This is a genomic window from Shewanella sediminis HAW-EB3, assembly GCF_000018025.1.
GTDB lineage: Bacteria > Pseudomonadota > Gammaproteobacteria > Enterobacterales > Shewanellaceae > Shewanella > Shewanella sediminis.
This window is the reverse complement of the sequence record NC_009831.1, coordinates 3,050,879-3,070,572: the sequence shown is the minus strand read 5'-3', so window position 1 is coordinate 3,070,572 and position 19,694 is coordinate 3,050,879. Positions and strand designations below refer to the sequence as shown.

16 protein-coding genes and 1 pseudogene are annotated in these 19,694 nt (G+C 45.9%); 9 read left to right on the top strand and 8 right to left on the bottom strand.

Annotation, left to right across the window (positions count from 1 at the left end; genetic code table 11):
• Positions 1–35 precede the first annotated feature (35 nt).
• The 4 genes from SSED_RS13260 to rnd all read left to right on the top strand — a co-directional run bounded on the left by SSED_RS13260 (position 36) and on the right by rnd (position 4,844).
• The gene (locus tag SSED_RS13260) at positions 36–866 is read left to right on the top strand and encodes a class I SAM-dependent methyltransferase (RefSeq protein WP_012142865.1); all 831 of its coding nucleotides are present in this window, start codon (positions 36–38) and stop codon (positions 864–866) included.
• Between the two features lie 21 nt (positions 867–887).
• On the top strand, positions 888–1,784 hold the full coding sequence (locus SSED_RS13255; protein ID WP_012142864.1) for an alpha/beta fold hydrolase: 897 nt from the start codon (positions 888–890) through the stop codon (positions 1,782–1,784).
• 177 nt (positions 1,785–1,961) lie between these two features.
• Positions 1,962–3,635 (top strand): long-chain-fatty-acid--CoA ligase FadD, encoded by a 1,674-nt coding sequence (gene fadD, locus SSED_RS13250; RefSeq protein ID WP_012142863.1) that lies wholly within the window; start codon positions 1,962–1,964, stop codon positions 3,633–3,635.
• Positions 3,636–3,734: 99 nt separating this feature from the next.
• A complete protein-coding gene (gene rnd / locus SSED_RS13245; protein ID WP_012142862.1) occupies positions 3,735–4,844 on the top strand; it encodes a ribonuclease D in 1,110 nt (369 codons plus the stop codon).
• A gap of 355 nt (positions 4,845–5,199) precedes the next feature.
• On the opposite strand, the gene minE is transcribed toward rnd, so the two are convergent.
• Genes minE through minC form a run of 3 tightly spaced genes read right to left on the bottom strand, consistent with a single transcriptional unit; the run spans position 5,200 to position 6,963 of the window.
• Positions 5,200–5,460: a cell division topological specificity factor MinE gene (gene minE / locus SSED_RS13240; RefSeq protein WP_012142861.1), complete on the bottom strand. Its 261-nt coding sequence runs from the start codon at positions 5,458–5,460 to the stop codon at positions 5,200–5,202.
• Positions 5,461–5,462: 2 nt separating this feature from the next.
• Complete coding sequence (gene minD, locus SSED_RS13235; RefSeq protein ID WP_012142860.1) at positions 5,463–6,272, bottom strand: septum site-determining protein MinD; 810 nt, start codon at positions 6,270–6,272, stop codon at positions 5,463–5,465.
• A 25-nt stretch (positions 6,273–6,297) separates the two neighbouring features.
• Positions 6,298–6,963 carry a septum site-determining protein MinC gene (minC, locus tag SSED_RS13230; protein WP_012142859.1) on the bottom strand — a complete coding sequence of 222 codons (666 nt, stop codon included), beginning with the start codon at positions 6,961–6,963 and terminating at the stop codon, positions 6,298–6,300.
• A gap of 122 nt (positions 6,964–7,085) precedes the next feature.
• On the opposite strand from minC, the gene SSED_RS13225 reads away from it, so the two are divergent.
• The 4 genes from SSED_RS13225 (at position 7,086) to SSED_RS23660 (ending at position 9,984) form a co-directional block, all read left to right on the top strand.
• Positions 7,086–7,367, top strand: coding sequence for a YcgL domain-containing protein (locus tag SSED_RS13225; protein ID WP_012142858.1), 282 nt, complete (start codon positions 7,086–7,088; stop codon positions 7,365–7,367).
• Between the two features lie 38 nt (positions 7,368–7,405).
• A complete protein-coding gene (locus tag SSED_RS13220) occupies positions 7,406–8,407 on the top strand; it encodes a lytic murein transglycosylase (protein WP_012142857.1) in 1,002 nt (333 codons plus the stop codon).
• Between the two features lie 44 nt (positions 8,408–8,451).
• A complete protein-coding gene (locus SSED_RS13215; protein ID WP_012142856.1) occupies positions 8,452–8,892 on the top strand; it encodes a YcgN family cysteine cluster protein in 441 nt (146 codons plus the stop codon).
• Between the two features lie 213 nt (positions 8,893–9,105).
• Complete coding sequence (locus SSED_RS23660; RefSeq protein WP_049772115.1) at positions 9,106–9,984, top strand: phosphatase PAP2 family protein; 879 nt, start codon at positions 9,106–9,108, stop codon at positions 9,982–9,984.
• Positions 9,985–10,118: 134 nt separating this feature from the next.
• Here SSED_RS23660 and dsbB read toward each other — a convergent pair whose 3' ends face one another.
• Both dsbB and nhaB read right to left on the bottom strand, forming a co-directional pair.
• Positions 10,119–10,631, bottom strand: a complete 513-nt coding sequence (gene dsbB / locus SSED_RS13205; protein ID WP_086022467.1) for a disulfide bond formation protein DsbB — start codon at positions 10,629–10,631, stop codon at positions 10,119–10,121.
• Positions 10,632–10,751: 120 nt separating this feature from the next.
• Entirely contained in the window at positions 10,752–12,335 is a 1,584-nt protein-coding gene (gene nhaB, locus SSED_RS13200; protein ID WP_012142853.1) for a sodium/proton antiporter NhaB, read from the bottom strand.
• Positions 12,336–12,647: 312 nt separating this feature from the next.
• Here nhaB and fadR point away from each other — a divergent pair, with 312 nt between their 5' ends.
• Positions 12,648–13,397: a fatty acid metabolism transcriptional regulator FadR gene (gene fadR, locus SSED_RS13195; RefSeq protein WP_012142852.1), complete on the top strand. Its 750-nt coding sequence runs from the start codon at positions 12,648–12,650 to the stop codon at positions 13,395–13,397.
• Positions 13,398–13,467: 70 nt separating this feature from the next.
• On the opposite strand, the gene SSED_RS13190 is transcribed toward fadR, so the two are convergent.
• The 3 genes and pseudogenes from SSED_RS13190 to SSED_RS25215 all read right to left on the bottom strand — a co-directional run bounded on the left by SSED_RS13190 (position 13,468) and on the right by SSED_RS25215 (position 19,597).
• Positions 13,468–17,427, bottom strand: a complete 3,960-nt coding sequence (locus SSED_RS13190) for a translocation/assembly module TamB domain-containing protein (RefSeq protein ID WP_012142851.1) — start codon at positions 17,425–17,427, stop codon at positions 13,468–13,470.
• A pseudogene (locus SSED_RS13185) lies at positions 17,424–18,752 on the bottom strand (autotransporter assembly complex protein TamA); the annotation flags it as partial. The gene SSED_RS13190 and the pseudogene SSED_RS13185, both read right to left, overlap by 4 nt.
• Positions 18,680–19,597, bottom strand: coding sequence for an autotransporter assembly complex protein TamA (locus tag SSED_RS25215; RefSeq protein ID WP_223296000.1), 918 nt, complete (start codon positions 19,595–19,597; stop codon positions 18,680–18,682). The pseudogene SSED_RS13185 and the gene SSED_RS25215, both read right to left, overlap by 73 nt.
• Positions 19,598–19,694 lie beyond the last annotated feature (97 nt).

Here is a 19,694-nt window from a genome sequence, read left to right as displayed (position 1 = left end):
TAGTCTTTACTTTAATACCATACAGGGAAGCAAAAATGGATACAAAGACTCTGGCATTAGGTTTCTTCGTAACGGCTGGTCTAACTTTTAGTGCCGTGGCTCATGAATACAGCGATGATACTCAAAGCCTGACTAATGTGGTTAACAGCGAGTTCAGACAAGCTAAAAATGTTGAACGAGATGGATTTCGTCACCCGTTAGAGACGCTGTCATTTTTTGATATAAAAGCATCAGATACAGTGGTCGAACTATGGCCGGGAGGTGGTTGGTACGCCGAAATCTTGGCTCCTTATCTGGCGCACCGCGGCAACTATATCGCAGGTAATTTCGATACTAATCCCGATGATGAGAAACAGCGCAATGGTTACCGGGCTAAGGCCGGGAAAAAGTTTGAGCGCTGGTTAGCCGATAACAGGGAACATCTGGGGAACGCCACGACGGTGACCTTCGATCCACCCGGTTATTATCAACTCGGTAATGATAACAGCGTCGATGTCGTGCTGACCTTCAGAAACCTGCACAATTGGGCGATGAAAGGTTACCTGGAGCCTGTGTTTGTATCCGCTTATAAAGTACTTAAGTATGGTGGTACCTTTGGGGTGGTTGAGCATAGAGCAAATCCGGGAATGGATGCTAAAACCGGTTATATGGATCAGACACAAGTGATCGCCTTAGCCGAAAAGGTGGGGTTTACCTTGGTTGAACAATCGGAGGTAAATGCCAACCCCAAAGATACCAAGAACTACCCTAAAGGTGTGTGGACACTGCCGCCGCGACTGGCGTTGGACTCTCTTGATAGAGATAAGTATCTCGCTATTGGTGAGAGTGATCGCATGACACTAAAATTTATTAAAAATAGTCAATAAATAACTGACAACAGAGGCTATATGTGGCAATCTTGCGCCCCCGAAAATGAGGTTGAGTTTCAACTACCTCATATCCGACTTTCAGGTCGCCGATGGGGGGCGCCCGATAAGCCATTAATACTGGCCCTCCATGGGTGGCTGGATAATGCCAATAGCTTTGCGCCTTTAGCCGAAGAGTTATCCTCTGATTATCAAATCTTAGCGATAGACTGGCCGGGCCATGGCGGATCGGAGCATAGACCCGGTTCATACCCGCTGCATTGGGTTGATTACCTCTATGATCTTGAGCTCTTGGTTGAAAGATTGTCGCAGCGTCAGGTGCCAGCGGCTATTATTGGCCACTCTCTAGGGGGAATCGTTGCGTCAGCCTATACCGCAGCCTTTCCCGAAAGAGTAGATAAACTGGTGTTGATAGAAGCGATTAGCCCACTATTTGAGGCTGCATCGAAAAACAATCAACGGCTGCGACATAGCTTTATCAGTCATGCCCGTTTTTTGAAGAAACGGGATGATGACCCGGCAGTTTATGACTCTATCGAGGTTGCCGTGAAAGCCAGAATGCGGTTAACTGGGCTCGAAGAGAGATGGTGTCGCTTGCTGGTCGATAGAAATATGCAAAAACATGATATTGGGGTCAGTTGGCGCAGCGATCCAAGGTTAAAATTAGATTCACCCATCAGGCTGACATTCGAACAAGTCGATGCACTGATGAGTGGCCACAGTTCCAGTACCTTACTTATTACTGCGGACCGGGGTTATTCGGAGTTGAATACGCTTTTGCCGAAAGCAAAACTGTGGTTTAAACACCTTACCTGTGTCGAGCTTGAAGGTGACCACCATTTACATATGGGAAATGCCGTTAACACGGCTCATGTTATCAGCGATTACTTAACATCAATTGTCACTAACACAGATTAAAAAAGAGACTAGGCTTTTTACTCTATTTATGTGATGATGATCATAATTAAAACGCCTGTATGAATCAGGTGAGCTTAAAATAAAAATTAAAGACAGTGTTATTGCTTGTTGTTTTACAAGCGTTTTACAGACTAGTGTGGTCTGTATCCACTGCATGTGGGATATTAGGAGAGATTTGTGGAACAGCTTTGGATAGATAACTTACCTGATGATGTACCATCGGAAATTGATGTAAACCAGTATGATTCGCTTGTCGATATGTTTGAGAAATCAGTATCGAAGTATGCCGACCAACCTGCGTTTGTAAATATGGGCGCAACACTGACTTATCGTAAGTTGGAAGAGCGAAGCCGCGCATTTGCCGCCTATCTTCAAAATGAACTTAAGTTAGTCAAAGGCGACAGAGTCGCCATCATGATGCCTAACTTATTACAATATCCTATCGCGCTGTTTGGCATATTACGTGCCGGAATGGTTGTGGTGAATGTAAACCCTCTCTATACCCCAAGAGAATTGAAGCACCAACTGAACGATTCCGGTGCAAAAGCGATTGTTGTCGTCTCTAATTTTGCCCATACACTCGAGAAGGTCGTCGATCAGACTCCAGTCGAGAGCGTGATCCTGACCGGGCTTGGTGATCTTCTTAGCGCGCCGAAACGCACATTAGTAAACTTTGTCGTCAAGTACATCAAGAAGATGGTACCAAAATACGACTTGCCCCATGCCATCTCGATGCGAAAGGCATTATCGAAAGGCAGAGGTCTGCAATACGTTAAACCTAAACTGGTTAGCGATGATATCTCATTCCTGCAGTATACCGGCGGGACTACCGGTGTATCGAAAGGCGCCATGCTCACACACGGCAATGTGGTGAGCAACCTGTTACAGGCGGACGCTGCATATTCGCCACTGTTGATCGACGGTAAAGAGTTCGTAGTGACTGCACTGCCTTTGTACCATATCTTCGCATTAACCGTGAATTGCCTGTTGTTTATGCATAAAGGCTCCAACAACCTACTTATCACTAACCCAAGGGATCTGCCAGCATTCATCAGTGAGCTGAAAAAGCACCCTTATACGGCAATTACCGGAGTAAATACCCTCTTTAATGCCTTGGTTAATACGCCGGAGTTTGCCGAGTTAGACTTTTCTCAGGTCAAGTTATCCATTGGTGGCGGTATGGCTGTACAGCGTGCAGTGGCCGATAAGTGGCAAAGAATCACTAAGAACAAACTACTCGAAGGTTACGGCCTGACAGAGGCCGCTCCTCTGGTGACCTGTTGTCCCTATAACCTTGAAGGTTATAACGGTTCTATCGGCTTTCCGGTTGCCATGACTGATATTCAGGTGCGTGATGACGCCGGTAAAGTCCTGCCTCAGGGGGAGAACGGTGAACTTTTTGCCAAGGGACCTCAGGTGATGAAAGGCTATTGGCAACGCCCGGAAGAGACGGCAAACGTTATCGATAGCCAAGGTTATCTGGCAACGGGCGATATTGGCTATATGGATGAAAATGGTTTCTTTTTCATTGTCGACCGTAAGAAGGATATGATCTTAGTATCAGGTTTCAATGTCTTCCCTAATGAGGTGGAGGAGGTTGTGGCTATGCATCCAAAAGTGGTCGAAGTTGCCGCCGTTGGAGTGCCTAATGAGCTATCCGGTGAAACGGTGAAAGTGTTCGTGGTGCAAAATGATAAATCTTTAACCGAACAAGATGTCATCGCGCATTGTCGTGAGCATTTAACGGGATATAAAGTTCCTAAACTGGTAGAATTCAGAGACGAGCTACCGAAATCGAACGTAGGTAAAATTCTGCGTAGAGAGTTGAGGGATGAAGTTAAACCTAGTTAACGACCTCAAAAGCACATGATATGTGTGTTTATCTCACTTTCTTAGCCGGCTATCAGCCGGCTTTTTATTTTGTAGCATTCCATCTTCCGGGAGAACAACTTGTTAGCGTTTCAATATATAGATGACGATGCGAGCTTAACTGAGCTTGTATCGCAATATCGTCAGAGTACTTTACTGGTCTTGGATACTGAGTTCGTACGAACACGTACCTATTATGCCCGACTTGGTTTGATACAGGCTTACGATGGTAAAACGTTAGCATTGATTGACCCGATTGCCGTTGGCAACCTGTCAGAGTTTTGGAGCCTGCTCACGGAGCCCGAAATTACCACGGTATTGCACTCTTGCAGTGAAGATCTTGAGGTGTTCGCCCGTAATGGACAGTGTCAGCCCATTCGTCTGTTTGATAGTCAGATCGCAGCATCGCTGTGTGGTTTCGGTCATGGACTGGGCTATGCCAAACTGGTCGAACAGACACTGAATATCGCGCTCGATAAGGGGGAGTCCCGCACCGACTGGATGAAGCGTCCATTAAGTAAAGCTCAACTGACTTACGCGGCCAACGATGTCTATTACCTCTATGAGCTCTATCCTCAACTGATTCAAAAGTTAGAAGATACAGATAGACTGGATTGGGTATTCGAGGAAGGCGAACGGATGACGCAAGGGCGGCTAACTCCGCCAGATCTTGAGCTGGCATATCTGAAAGTTAAGAATGCCTTTCAGTTGAGTTCTCAGCAGTTAGCTTACCTTAAGGTTTTGGCTAAATGGCGATTAAAGAAGGCGCTATCACGGGATCTTGCCGTTGGATTTGTGGTGAAAGATCATGCCTTGATTGGCCTTGCTAAAAAACAGCCGAAGAATACGAATGAGCTGAATAAGATGATCGAGCTGACGGATCAGGAGAAACGCATACATGGTAGAGATCTGTTAGCCCTGCTCGATACTGCCGATCTTGATAATCCGCCTAAGTCGATCGACGTGTTGGCGTTGAAGAATGGTTATAAATCATCATTTAAGACTATCAAGAATTGTCTGACAGCACTGTCTGAAAAGCATGATGTTCCGATTGAGTTGCTTGGTTCGAAGCGACATATTCATGAATATCTGCAATGGTTCTGGGACGGTAAAATCGGCGATGCTCCGCTGTTGTTAAGCGGTTGGCGCGGTGAAATTGCCGCATCACCACTGGCCGAATTGGCTTTGTAATACCGATTGGTATAATACCAATCGGTATAAAGATGTGATCGCTCAGCAAGAATTTAGCGCTTCTGAGGCAAGGCAACGAGTGAAGAACATAGTTATTCTACGTTTAAGCTCGTTAACACTGCATCAGGTGCGCTAAAACTCGCCTTTCAGGAGTGTTTTTGGCTGCCTACTTCTGCGTTGAATGACTTCAGAAGGGATCACCATTCTCTCATCCATTCGCCTTGAATTAGTTTGCCAAAAAAACTCTGAGTAGATCACTTTCTTATACCAATTGGTATAGTCTCAGATAAAAATAAACCCGCGCTTATCAATATAAATGCGGGTTTTTTTATTGCTAGCTGAAAGTGAGCTCAGGTTACTTTTCTTCTGGTAAGGTCACATTCAATTCGAGTACAGACAGTTTATCGTCATTTTGATCCAGTTGGACCGTTACCTGGTCCGGATCAATATGCACGTACTTTTTAATGACCTCTATGATCTCTTGCTTCATCTGAGGAAAATAGTCCGGTGCATCTCTCTCGCCACGTTGATGAGCTACGATGATCTGCAGACGTTCTTTGGCTGTGACTGCCGTATTTGGCTTCTTTTTACTTTTGAAATAATCGAGTAGAGACATAGTTAGCTACCAAATATCCTTTTTAAAAAGCCTTTCTTCTCTTCAGTTATAAAACGTAAAGGAAGTTCTTCACCTAACAAGCGATCAACACTGTCGCTATAAGCTTTGCCTGCGTCACTCTCTTGATCCATGATAACGGGTACACCAGAGTTCGATGCCTTCAATACGGCTTGAGACTCCGGGATCACACCGATAAGCGGAATCGCTAAGATCTCTTCGACATCTTCGACACTGAGCATCTCACCGGTCGTGACTCGACTGGGTGAGTAGCGGGTCAAAAGCAGAAACTCTTTAACCGGCTCTAAACTCTCTTCAGCACGCTTAGATTTACTCTGCAACATACCAAGAATACGGTCTGAATCTCTGACTGAGCTGACCTCAGGGTTGGTTGTTACTATGGCAACATCGGCAAAATAGAGTGCCATCATAGCCCCGGTTTCGATGCCGGCAGGTGAGTCACAGATGATGAACTCAAAATCTTTAGCCAGATCATCGAGTACCCGACCCACGCCCTCTTTAGTCAGCGCATCTTTATCACGAGTCTGTGAGGCGGGAAGTACAAATAAATTCGGGCAACGTTTATCTTTGATTAAAGCCTGATTAAGATTTGCCTCGCCGTTAATGACATTAACGAAGTCATAGACGACTCGGCGCTCGCAGCCCATGATCAGATCTAAATTACGAAGTCCGATATCAAAATCTACAACGACAGTCTTGTGTCCCTTTAATGCCAACCCGGTTGCAATTGCGGCACTGGAGGTCGTTTTACCTACGCCGCCTTTACCTGAGGTGACAACAATAATTTGTGTCATGTGTTGTTCTTTCCTTTTCTCTGTCTTAAAGAGGCAGTGACTCTATGGTAAGAGATTCACCATCGAGACGAATACAGCCACTTTTTGTTGTGCTATTGGCCTGAATATTGTCTGTTAGCCAGTATTGACCCGCTATAGAAACGAGTTCGGCTTCCATGGTTTTTGCAATGATGACCGCGTGTTTGTCACCAGATGCGCCCGCCATGGCTTTACCACGTAATGTGCCATAAATATGAATGCTGCCATCGGCAATAACCTCTGCGCCGTTACCCACAGTTCCAATGACAACCAGATCTCCATTTTTAGCATAGATCTGCTGTCCGGAACGAACATTTTGCTTCACTAATTTAGTTGTCTTGGGTAGCTGCGGCTGAGATTGAGCCTGTTTACCCGATTTTATTATCGCCAGCCCTAAGGTTTTAGCCTGTTCAGACAAGGTGTTTATTGCCGCTGTGATCCCAACAATCACTAATTGTCGCGAAGTGAGAAGGTCTTTTAGCGCGGCAAGATTATAACTCGAGTCTGAAATTGAGCTGAGATTGACGACAAGGGGAGCGCCAATAAAAAACTGAGGGGCGATAGCAAGTTTGCTATCAAGCTCTTTCGCCACCTTTTCCAGATCAATGCTATTGATATGGAGTACAGAAAGCGTAAAAGATGAGCCTTTTAACTCTAGGCTAGGTGTCTGCATTGCGACATTGCTCTTTATAAAATAACCAGACTTGGCGCTGATTTGCATTATATTAATGACCGACCATGTTATAGTGTGGTTTCGTTACTGGCAAGTTGAATAGTTTGGAAAATAGATAGTATATGATCTGTGCTGTATATAAGAGTCGACGTAAGGTCGACAGCTACCTTTTCGTTGAAAAACGCAATGTTTTTGAGCGGGTACCCGATGCATTGATGAAGATGTTTGGCGAGCCTGATTTAGTGATGATGTTACCCCTGATGAAGCGTGATCATTTAGGCTTCGCAGATATCAACAAAGTCAAAAGTGAACTTGCTGAAAAAGGTTATTACTTGCAACTTCCCCCACCTAAAGTTAATTTACTCGAACAGCATAAGCTGGAGATTGGCTACAGCCGAGATTAGAACGAGTTAGTGAATGGTTTGCATAGAAGGGAGCAGCTATGGTTTGGAAGAAAATAGGGGCCGCGGTTTTTATCACCCTGTTTAGTGGTTCGGTGCAACTCGCATCTGCACAAGACAGTCAAAAATCGCCTAGTTTCGTTGAATATTTAGATGCATTAAAACTTGAAGCAAAAGAGCAAGGCATTGAAAACGAAATAGTGGCGCGTGTTTTTCCTAAAATTAAGCCGTTTAAGCGAGCTGTATTCACTGGGAAAACTCAAGCTGAACCTAAGACTTCTCTGGAAACCTATCTCCCTACGACTGTGCCTGAATGGAAAGTTGAAAAGGCCAGGTCACTGTTTAAGACTCATAGAGCCGAGCTGGAAGCTATCGGTAAAAAATACGGTGTCCAACCCAGATTTATCATTGCCCTATGGGGCATTATCGCCGATTTCGGAGCTGAGTCAGGCCATCTTCCCCTGCTGTCTGTTTTGGCTTCCTCAGCCTATGAGGGGAGCAAAGAGGCCTTCTTCAGAGATGAGTTTTTTGCTGCTTTAAATATCATCGCTCAAGATAATATCGACTTTGATGACTTGCAAGGCGCTTGGACCGGTCACATGGGACAAACTCATTTTACTCCAAGCCAGTATCTCTTGTTCGCCCGGGATGGTGATGGTGATGGCAAGAAAGATATCTGGAATAACACACAAGATACCTTCGCTTCATTGGCCTATTATCTCCAGCAAGCAGGTTGGAAGAGTGACGGTACCTGGGGGCGCCAGGTTCTTATACCTAAAGGGTTTGATCGCTCGCATTCGTCCCTCGAGATAAAGAAAACCTTCTCACAATGGTCCGCGCTCGGCGTGACGCGTTTCGATGGCTCTAAATTGCCTTCACGGGATGATATGCAAATTTCATTGATCATGCCCGATGGTGTCGGTGGGCGTAAATACCTCGTTTATGACAACTATCGTGCCTTGCTAAAATGGAATGAATCCGACTATTTTGCTCTTTCAGTGACCTATCTTTCGGAGCGGATCAAGTATCCTGCGATAAAATAGTGTAAAATGGCCTGCGAAAGTGGGCTTTTTTATAGAATTTAATCATGTCGTTTTGGAAGAATAAAACCTTAGCAGAGATGGACACCCAAGAGTGGGAGTCACTCTGTGATGGTTGTGGTAAATGTTGTTTAAACAAGTTGATCGATGATGAAACCGAAGAACTTTATTATACGAATGCAGCCTGTAAATTATTAGATCCTAAAGATGGACATTGTGTCCACTATGTTCAGCGTTTCAATTTTGTCCCCTCCTGCACGCAGGTCACCGTCGATAATGTCGCCGAGCTAACCTGGTTACCGGATAGCTGCGCATACCGTCGTCTGCACCTTGGTCGCGAGCTTCCCTCCTGGCACCCGTTAATCACAGGTTCAAAAGAGGCGATGCATATTGCTGGGATGTCGATTAAGAATAAAGTGACTTGTGAAACTAAAGTGAAGTATATGGAAGACCATATCGTGCTCTGGCCCTTAAAAGATATCGAATAGCCTCAGTCCGATACCTGCCTTGCAATCGGCGCCTAGCTTGGCGCCGAGCCTAATCTATCTAAGTTAAAATCGTTCCTCTCCAGCACTTCTTCGTCAAGGTTGGATCTGCTACGCATGCAATTGAGTGACAAACCCATACATACTGCCTCTACTTAAGTTTTCAGTAACTATCAATAATCGTCTCTTTTCATAACATGTCAGATGCAATTATTGATGAAAGCTTGCAGTAATCTAAATAAAATTCAGCCGTTTATTATTAAGATGAAGCGCCCCGTTACCTTACACAAGGCTGCGTTAGTTATACCTCATTACTTTCTTGTTCTTACACTCACTATGTTTCTACTCTGGTTTTTTGTTTATGCATTGGGGTTAAATCAAGAGTGGTTCCATCTCGTTAACAGTAATGCCGCCCATCACATCAATGACCTGTTTTCAGCTCATGTTTCCGATCTGGGTAATGGTGCGATAATCGGTGTCTTTACCATCGCACTGCTCGGTCGTCATCCTAACTTTGCGAAACGTCTGTTGTTGACTATTTTGTTGTGTTTTACTGCCCTCTATTTTTTGAAGAATGTATTTGCAGTCCCCAGACCGGCCGCCATTCTCGCGGTTGAAGAGATAAATATTGTTGGCGAGCTATTAACAAAAAATAGTTTTCCATCCGGGCATACAGCAACAGCTTTTACACTGGCAGGCTTCGTTTTACTCTCTTTCCCTGGCGTGATATTACGCCTGTTAGTTATCATCATGGCATGTGGGGCCGGATGGGCTCGTATTGCGGTGGGGGCTCATTGGCCTGAAGATGTATTTTTCGGTGCAGGAATAGGGCTGGTGTTTGCCTGGGCTGGCGCATATCTGAGTCGAAGGGAATTCAGCCCCGCGGCGAGTTATGCTTGTTGTCTGTTTCTTAGTTTAGTCGCATTCATCACTAACCTGACGCTTTATACTGAGTTTTCTGAATTTGAAAGCATTGTTCAAACTCATACTCTATTCATTGTTTTGTCGGCAATGTTAGTCATCTACTTCTTTACACGTCTGTTAATGTTATCGCGAGTCAGTCAAATGCTAACCAGACCCTTGGTTAAGCTTTGAAATAACATTTAATCGCTGGCTATATTTGAGGGGGGAGGTTGCAAAAGGCAGAGGATGTTACGAATTGAGTGAGTCTATGCAGTAAGAAAATGTCTCCATGGCCACTGGGCCATGGAGACAGCTATTTTTTTGTTTTACTTCCCGGTTTTACTGAGTGCGGGGATCATAAAGATAGCCAGCGCCAACAGATAAGTTGAAAATGCGACAATCATCCATTGTCCCATCGTCACTCCCATCATCTGCCATGGGATATCGCTGCACATGCCCGATGGCATAAATACCGAAGGTAACCATTCATGTAGCGGCATCCAACTCGGGAATTCCGGCAGGAAAGAGCAGGTAGAGAACGGAGAAGGGTTCGTCTGCATATCCACTAACTCTAACGCCAGTTTCAAGCCCCATGCGGCACTAATTCCCCAGCCCAGTACGGCGATAAAGCGCAAAAAACGATTCTTATAACCGACTAAGCCAATAAGTGCTGCGCCCAATATGCCAAAAATGGCCAATCTTTGGTAGATGCACATGACACAGGGATCGAGTTTCATTACATGTTGAAAGAAAAGGGCACAAAGCTCCAGCCCTAGGGCTGTACCTGCAAGAATTAGCCAGGCCAGGCGAGATTGAGCGAATCGTGTCACAGGGTTCAAGAGGTTGATCTCCATAATCATAGATATAATAAAAAACGCCCGAAAGGGCGTTTTTGTTAAGACTTTGATGAACTAAAAAAGTTCAGATTTAAATCTTAATATTACTCACTATTTTATGACTTAATGTCCGCTGACCGCACCGGCAGCATCCTTGACGCTATGATGCAATAGCATCTGCGTGTCATAGAAGTATTGTGTCATCTGTTCCAGTGCGCCCAAATGAATGGCTAAGACGCCGACAATCGACAGAACTATGGTGTACGGCAGTGCCATCCACACCATGCGTCCATAGGAGAGACGAATGAGGGGCGCAATTGCAGACGTTAGCAAGAACAGGAATGCGGCTTGCCCGTTTGGTGTGGCAACCGATGGCAGGTTAGTACCTGTGTTGATTGCTACAGCAAGAAGGTCGAACTGATCACGGGTGATCTGGCCCGATAACAGAGCGGCTTTAACTTCGTTGATGTAAACCGTACCGACAAAGACGTTATCACTGACCATAGACAGCAGGCCATTGGCGATATAGAAGATAACCAGCTGTGTGTTGCCTTCGTAGCTGAGTGCCCATTGAATAACCGGAGCAAACAGCTGTTGGTCGATAATGACTGCGACGATGGCAAAGAATACGGCCAACAGTGCGGTAAAAGGAAGTGCCTCTTCGAAGGCTTTACCTATGGCATGCTCGTTCGTTATTCCGTTAAATGCCGTTGCCATAATGATAACCGACAGTCCAATTAAGCCAACTGAGGCCAGATGGAAAGCGAGTCCAACGACCAGCCAGAGACCAATAAGAGCCTGAATACCCAGCTTTACCTTGTCATGTTTAGTTCGATGAGCGTCTTCATGAGCAGCAAATTCAGACAAGATGGTATGTACCGCTTCCGGTAACTGTTGACCGTAACCAAACACCTTAAACTTTTCGACTAAGAAACAGGTGATAATACCGGCAAAGAAGACTGGAACGGTTACGGGTGACATACGCATCGCAAATTCGACAAACTGCCAGTTAGCCTGAGCCGCAATAATTAAGTTTTGCGGTTCACCCACCATAGTACATACACCGCCGAGGGCTGTACCTATACCGGCGTGCATCAACAGGTTACGAAGGAAACCACGGAATGCGCTTAATTCATCTTGACACAGCTGATGGTGTCCATCGGAAGTATGGTCATGATCATCGGCGAAGCTCTTACCCGAAGCCACCTTGTGGTAGATAGAGTAGAAGCCAACTGCGACGGCAATGATAACGGCAATAACCGTCAGGGCGTCGAGAAAAGCAGAGAGGAAGGCGGAAGCAACACAGAACATTAAAGATACAACAATTTTTGAGCGTACCTTAGTGATCATCTTGGTGAAGACAAACAGCAGTAGTTGCTTCATGAAATAGATGCCGGCAACCATGAAGATCAACAGCAATAAAACTTCAAGGTTGGCTTCTAACTCATGAAAGACCTGGCTTGGGGAGGTCATGCCGATGGCGACGGCTTCGATGGCTAACAGACCACCGGGCTGAAGTGGGTAGCATTTCAGTGCCATGGCCAAGGTGAAAATGAACTCAACAACCAGTAACCAACCCGCAATAAACGGATTAAGGTAAAAAATAATTGGGTTAATAATTAAAAAAGATAAAATCGCGATTTTGAACCACTTAGGAGAATTTCCCAAGAAGTTATCAATAAACGCCTGACTCATAGTCACAGGCATGGCACCCTCTCAAAATTGTTGATAGATATGATTATTAGATTTATGACTTCAATATATTTGAATCGAAACAGTTTAGCTTAAAGAGAGTCCTAATTTAATACCCTAGACTCATCTTCAACTTAAAAAAAGCTTAAAATGTGGATTTGAATAGCAAAACCACCTTAAATTATTGACCGGTGGCCGATTCTGCGGTGTTTTGTGATCTTAATCGTTGATCTTGGCCACTATTATCCCAGAAAGGTTTCCATTTTTTCCGGCTCTGGTATGATCAGTGTCTTGAATACCACTTTTTAAATTGGGAAAAATAACCTGATGACAATTGTCCAAAAAGCTCCTGTCGTGGCAAAAAACAGAGATATTATTGAAGCCAAAGGACCTGCGAGCTTTGCTGAGAAGTATATTGTCCGATCTATCTGGGAGGAGAAATTCCCGCCAGGTTCTATTTTACCAGCAGAGCGTGAATTATCTGAACTTATCGGAGTCACGCGCACAACGCTTAGGGAAGTCCTGCAACGTTTAGCCAGAGATGGTTGGCTGACGATTCAACATGGTAAACCGACCCGTGTTAACGATATCTGGGAAACCTCTGGTCTCAATGTATTAGAAACCATCGCCGATTTGAACCCTGCAGGCGAGCCCGTATTGTTAGAGCAGTTACTTTCTGCAAGAACGAATATCAGTGCTATCTATTTTAAAGGTGCGGTTCGCCATAACCCGGAAAAAGTGATCGAAGTATTAGCAGGCATATCTTCTTTAAACGATGATCCTAAGGCTTATGTAGAATTTGATTATCAGTTGCACCATGCCATGGCTTATAACTGTGGCAATCCTCTTTATGTTCTGATCCTAAACGGCTTTAAAGGCCTATACAGTCGTGTCGGAGAGGATTATTTTGCGATAGATAAGGCCCGTGAGATCGCGCTGGACTTCTATGAGGCGCTACTTCAACTTGCTCATGAGAAAAATCACAATGCGATCCCTGGCTTAATGCGCAGTTATGGTATCAATAGTGGTAAAGTTTGGCAGAAATACAGAAACAGTCTGCTGGAAACTGCTGAATAAGCTGGTTATATTAGAAAGCAGTATCTGTAACAACTAAAAACCGCTTCATCATGAAGCGGTTTTTTTGTGTCTAGTCTATGTTGAAGTTGTAGTAGATATCCAGGGACTGTTCGACCGTGCCAGACACGGTTTCCAGATAGAGTTGAGATAACAGGTAATACCTTACGGTCATCTCATAGCCCGGGTTAAATACACCGACACCGTATTTAACCATAAGGTTTTCACCGATGTAGCCACTGATGGCGACTCGGCCATCATCATTAGCATCGAGTTGTACATTAGAGAAGCCCACTTTTTCGATGAGACCTGTGGCGGATTCGCCGATCAGATTTACCGTGCCACCGCCGAGTTGATTACTGAGTGTTAATGCCGCCCCCATCATCAAGCTACTATTTTGATCGCCGTCGTTACTGTGAAACCCGGTTCCTTTGATGATATAGGAGAGGATCTCGGCTTGCTCTTTCACTGGTGATGAAAAAAGCGTCACTATGGGTTTGAGTGGAGTGCCGGTGATCCTGATCCCGGCAACGACATCTTCATCTTTAATCTCTCTAACCGCCTCAATATTAAGGTTAGGGATCTCGACCGGGCCGATAAATTGCACCTCTCCGGCATTGATTTTAAGGGTTTGCCCCATAAATTTATAGCTACCGTCGATGACTCTTATATCGCCGTACAGCAGAGGAGGGCGAAAGGCTTCCTGTCTGAGATCGAGCGTCCCCGTTAGCTTTCCTCTTAACCCCATGCCATCGATTCTAAGTCTATCCGCAACCTTGATTTTAATGTTGGTTGTGATGGCATAGGGGCTTTGTTCGACTTGTCCGCTGGAGATGCTGTCTTCAAATACCACATCATCGGAGACGGCGACACCGCCTTCTGGCAGTTGACTAATCTTAATATTACCCGAATCGATATCTATAGAGCCTTGAATGTCGGCCCTATCTTTATCGAATTTGATTTTAAGTGCAGGGGAGGCCGTGATGATGGCAAGCGGTGGTTGGATAATAGCAAGCTTATCACCATCGAACTGAATATCACCGTTGAAGCTATCGCCTCTCCAATCAAACAAACCAGTAACTTTTGCCTCGCCCTCTCCCATTTTCCACCGCCCATCGAGTGTGGCTTTCTGGCCCGAGAGTAAGAGATCGAGTTCGATATTCTCCAATGGAGTCGGGTTGGCGGCGGCCAGCAGGTGACCATTTTCCAGCTGCACTTTTCCGGAAATATCCGGTTTGGCGAGTGTGCCGGATATCTCCAGCTCACTGGAAATTTTTCCGGTCAGAGTTTCGAGTTGTGGCATAAGCTCCGATAGGGCATCGAGGTTTATTTGATCTAGCTTAGTGTAACCGGATATCGCCCTGTCAGGGGAGACGCTTACCTCTAACTGTCCTTCCCAACTGGCGATATCGTGTGAATCAAATTTAAGTTGGGTGGCAAGCTTATCTTTGTCCAGGCTAGCTTGAAAATTAAGCATCCTGTAGCCGACATCGATAACACGGTTATTATTGTTGAAACTCACCTGACCCGGGGCTAAATTCAGTTCTAAGTAGCCTTCGGGTTTCGACTCTTCTTGCCACTTGATATTAGAGGTTAAGTTAGCGGGGGCCTGCCACGTCAAATTTTCCGGCAGTAATGGCGTCAATACTCCACCTATATCGCCATCGAACAGGATACTGGCCTCACCGTTTTTGCTGAGCTCTGCCGGATCATCGAGGCAAAGTTTACCGTTTTCGTTGAGCCAGCAAAAAGTGTTAACTAAGCCCGTTTGCTTGTCATTATTCCAGCTGACATCGATAGGTGCCTGGAGCGCCCACTTACCCAGCACAGAGTTCAAACTCAAGTTTCTGATCTCGGCCTCTAATTGAGTCGTTTTTGTGTCGTATCGGGAGTAAATTTTGGTATTGAGTTGTAGCTCACCGAACGTTTGCAGCCCCAGTTTCTGCTTTGTGTCATTACCTTTAAAACCCAGGGTAACCGAATCAAGCTTGACGGTTGCGAGCTTCAGTTCCTTAGCCTTAACAGAGAGGGCAAACTCCTGATTATCTTTGGGTCGATAAAAGCCTTTGGCCAGGGCTTGTTCAATTTTGTGTTGTTGAAATTGCAGCTCGAATAACTCGGCTGAAACGGAAACTTGTGGGTGCTCGCTTTCACCCGAGACATTGATAAATGCATCGATACTGCCCGATGACTCGGTATGCCAGAGGCTAAGATCCGGGATCTGCAATTTTGCGTTAACGGCCCAAGCCTCATCAGCATTGCCGGATATGGACAATACACTCTGCAGCGCGCTGAGCTTTAAACTATCGGCTTTGAGGTGCAGTTTATCATCGATATTGATATCCCCGAGGAGGTGAAATGGGTAGCCCTGAATTTCGCCCTCCAGATCTGAGTTGTCAATGCCGACCTCCCAGCGTTTAGAGTCAACCTGGCCCTTGGTGTGAAATTGGCCACTGATGATGCTATCGGGCAGAGGCGTTTCAAGGTTTAGTTTTAGCTGTTGCATCTTGAAGTCGACAGTGTTGATGTCGGCGTCCCAGCTTACCCCATCTTCATACTGTGCGCTGCCTGACAGCTCAGCTTCTCCCAACTCTCCTTCCACTCGCAGATGATCTACATCCAGTTGTTTACCTGTATGTTTAAATTGGGTATCGACAGCCAACACGGGATGAAAAGGGGTCTTGATGTTGCCCGAGAGGATGACATCCTGACTATTGAGATCCCCATGGGTGATAAGACTTATCGATTTACCCGAGTAATTTGGTGCATCGAGTGGCCAACCTATGGCCTTACTCTCAAATTTAAGCTCATAGGGGAGGCTTCTCTTTGCCAGGCCGATATCACCTTGCAGGTTAAAGTCGATATGACCCTTACCAGTCGCCGTCACGGCTAGTTTTTTAAAGCCCTGAGATACGTGGACCGAAAGCTGTTGCAGCTTAAGTCCGGGCAGTTCGGCTACACTGCGTGCATCGACAGTGGCTGAGATATCCATAGGGTAGTCATCTTTGAGTGTGATCCCCCCCTTGAGATCAACCTTGCCATAGGTATGTTCAACATGCAGCTGATTGAGGTTCACCAGAAAGCTATGGTAACTACCGTCGAGTACGATGTTGTCGAAATAGTCATCGCGCTTACCGAGTTTCAGGTGACTCTTCTCCAGGACGGCATCGGTAACAAACACCGGTATCGGCATAAAGACGGCGGGCAGGTGTGCCATGGTCCAGCTGGTGTCTTCGTCTTGAGTCGTTTGGTTTGCCTTTTCAATTATTTCAGCGTTCTTGTCTGCAGAAGATAATGGAATCGATACCAGCAGATCATTACTGTGCAGATACTTGGCTCTGATGCCGGTCTGTTGCCATTGTGCCTGTGTTTGTAGACGTGAGGCATTGAACTGCATATCGTTGACGCGCACCTTTACGTTGGCTAAATCTGCCCGCTTGAGATCGATACCGAAAGGCAGTTGTATCTCTTGGTTTTGATTTGACGGATAGTCCTTGAGCTGAGAGTCATTAAGCTGATTGTCCGGAAAGCCTTGTTTGCCGCTATCAACTTCGGTGGCGCCCTTAAGTCCTGTTAGCTCTTCATCAACCAGGTTTTGATCTCCGAGCTTGTCTGTATCTATCGACACCAACACCTTACTTGCTGCGAGTTCGTTGACACATAACTGTTTGCTCAGCAGGCACATGGGGCGCCAATCTAATATAAGGTCGTCAACATCGACCGCGATACCCTCCATACTCCAGTGGACATCGGTCGTTTCGAGGCGTTTGTTTAACGTGCCTGAGACGTAGGTGATATCGAGATCGGGCACGAAAATATCGGCAAGGGCCACCGCGAGTCTGCTACCTAAGGGGGTGCCTAAAAGTATTGCAAGGATGATCAGCATGCCCAGAGGCAGATAGATAATCGTCCTGGAGACGGCCTTAAAACTTTTCCATAGTGTCCGTGCAAGGCTATTTTTTGGGGCGGCATCAGTACTATCTGACGGAGTTTCAGCCTGGTTAATACCAGTCTCTCTAGTGGGCTGCGTCATAGCTCTGCCCCCATAGTGATATGGATGCGCCAGGGTCTATCGACAGTATCGGTTTCCTTCAGACCGACACCCAGATCGATTTTTATCGGGCCGATAGGAGAGATCCAGTGAATACCTCCTCCCACTGAGACGATGGGCTCAATCTGATTAACATCGAAAGCATTACCCGCATCGATAAAGGAGCCCACACGCCAGGTTGGTGTCAGATAATACTGGTACTCTATGCTACCGACCATAAGATAACGCCCGCCGACAACTTGCCTTGCCAGTTGACCATCGCTGTTGGTGTAGTCCAGGTGGGGGCCGAGCTCCTGATAACTGTAACCCCTGATGCTCTGATCGCCACCGGCAAAGTATCTCAGGGAGGGAGGAATAAGCGCTAAATCATCATCAGCTGCCAGGTTAACTCCGAGATCCAGTCTTGAGACGATTCTATGCTTGTCGAAGAAGGTATCGATCCATTTGTATTTTGTCTGCAGCCGCGTTAACCGTATGCTGGAGCCCAGAGAGGGATCGGCGTGTTCCAGGCTGTAGTGTTGAAAGAATCCGGATTTTGGGTCTAAGCTATTATCGCCACGTGTCGTCTTAGAGATACTGGTACCGAACAGGACGAGCTTGGGGTCATAATCGGTATCCGATTGGTTGTAGAACTCTCGCATCCATTCAATCGAATAACTGAACAGCCACTGATTATCTAGCCTCTGCTGACGGATCACACCTAATAAACGCTTACTTCCTTCAAGCTCACCCGTGTTATCGAACTGATTCTCTTCGGGGTCATAGACCTGAGTCACGCCATATTTATCCCTGAGCATTCCGACCCGGATTTTCAGTTGGTCATCCAGAGGATGGGTCAGAGGAATGGTATAGGTAGTAAGGAACTTGGGTTTATCCGGTGACCATTCGGCCGTGGTTTCCTGAGAGTGACCATGACGGTTGATTTGTGGGGTACGCCAGGTCACACGGACCCTAGGTTCCATGCTGTTATCGGTCGTGTTACCTATATCGGCACCCAGACCCAGTTCGATAGAATGGCTGGGTTTTGGGGATAGTTCAACCTTGATAGGCACGGCTAACCCTTGGGTTTTATCTATTTGGGGCAATACTTTAATGTTGGAGAAATAACTGGTATCCAGCAGTTCCCGATTCAGACTGCTCAGCTTACCTGTGCTGAACAGAGAGTTTGTTTCGAAGGGAAGCAGCTCGTTTAGCAGCTCATCGTTTAATGTGTGTCCTTCGAAACTGACTGTGCCTATGTGGTACCGCTTGCCTGAGTCGTAATGCAGGGTGATCTGCGCCGTGTTGAGATCGCGATTGATGGTGATCTAGGTTCCATGCTGTTATCGGTCGTGTTACCTATATCGGCACCCAGACCCAGTTCGATAGAATGGCTGGGTTTTGGGGATAGTTCAACCTTGATAGGCACGGCTAACCCTTGGGTTTTATCTATTTGGGGCAATACTTTAATGTTGGAGAAATAACTGGTATCCAGCAGTTCCCGATTCAGACTGCTCAGCTTACCTGTGCTGAACAGAGAGTTTGTTTCGAAGGGAAGCAGCTCGTTTAGCAGCTCATCGTTTAATGTGTGTCCTTCGAAACTGACTGTGCCTATGTGGTACCGCTTGCCTGAGTCGTAATGCAGGGTGATCTGCGCCGTGTTGAGATCGCGATTGATGGTGATTGCCGAGCGTTTGTACTTACCATCGAAATAACCCCGGGCTAATGCAATCGTCACCAGTTGAGATTTTAATTGATCATAGGTACCGTGATTTAACACGTCTCCGGGTTTAATCGTCACCGTATCTAACCAGTTGAGAATAAATTTGTCTTCGACAATTTCGCCATCGAAGTTGATATCGATCCATTGGAGTCGTGTCGGTTCGCCGGGCGTAATAGAGAGTGACAGTGTCCAGGGGCCGTCCTTTGACTGGGCGACCTCCTCGTGGATCACACCATGATAGAAACCCAAAGAGTGAAGGGCGGCAGTCGTGTTATCTTCTGCATTAAAGATAAAGGCTCTGCGCTGCACATTAGACTTAGGTAAAGCGCCTAAGTGGGCCTTGATGTTTCGGGCTAAAACATCGTCGACACCTTCAATTTTTAATGTTAACCAGTCATTGGCATGTGCGGAAAATATGCACAGGAAATAGCCTATAAAAATGATGCTCAATGACCATAAACGCAATGAACTGTTTTTCAAAAAATCAGACTCTTTTTAGTAATGAACGAATGCGTCTCTATTGTCGCTAGATTATTGATCTCAGGCA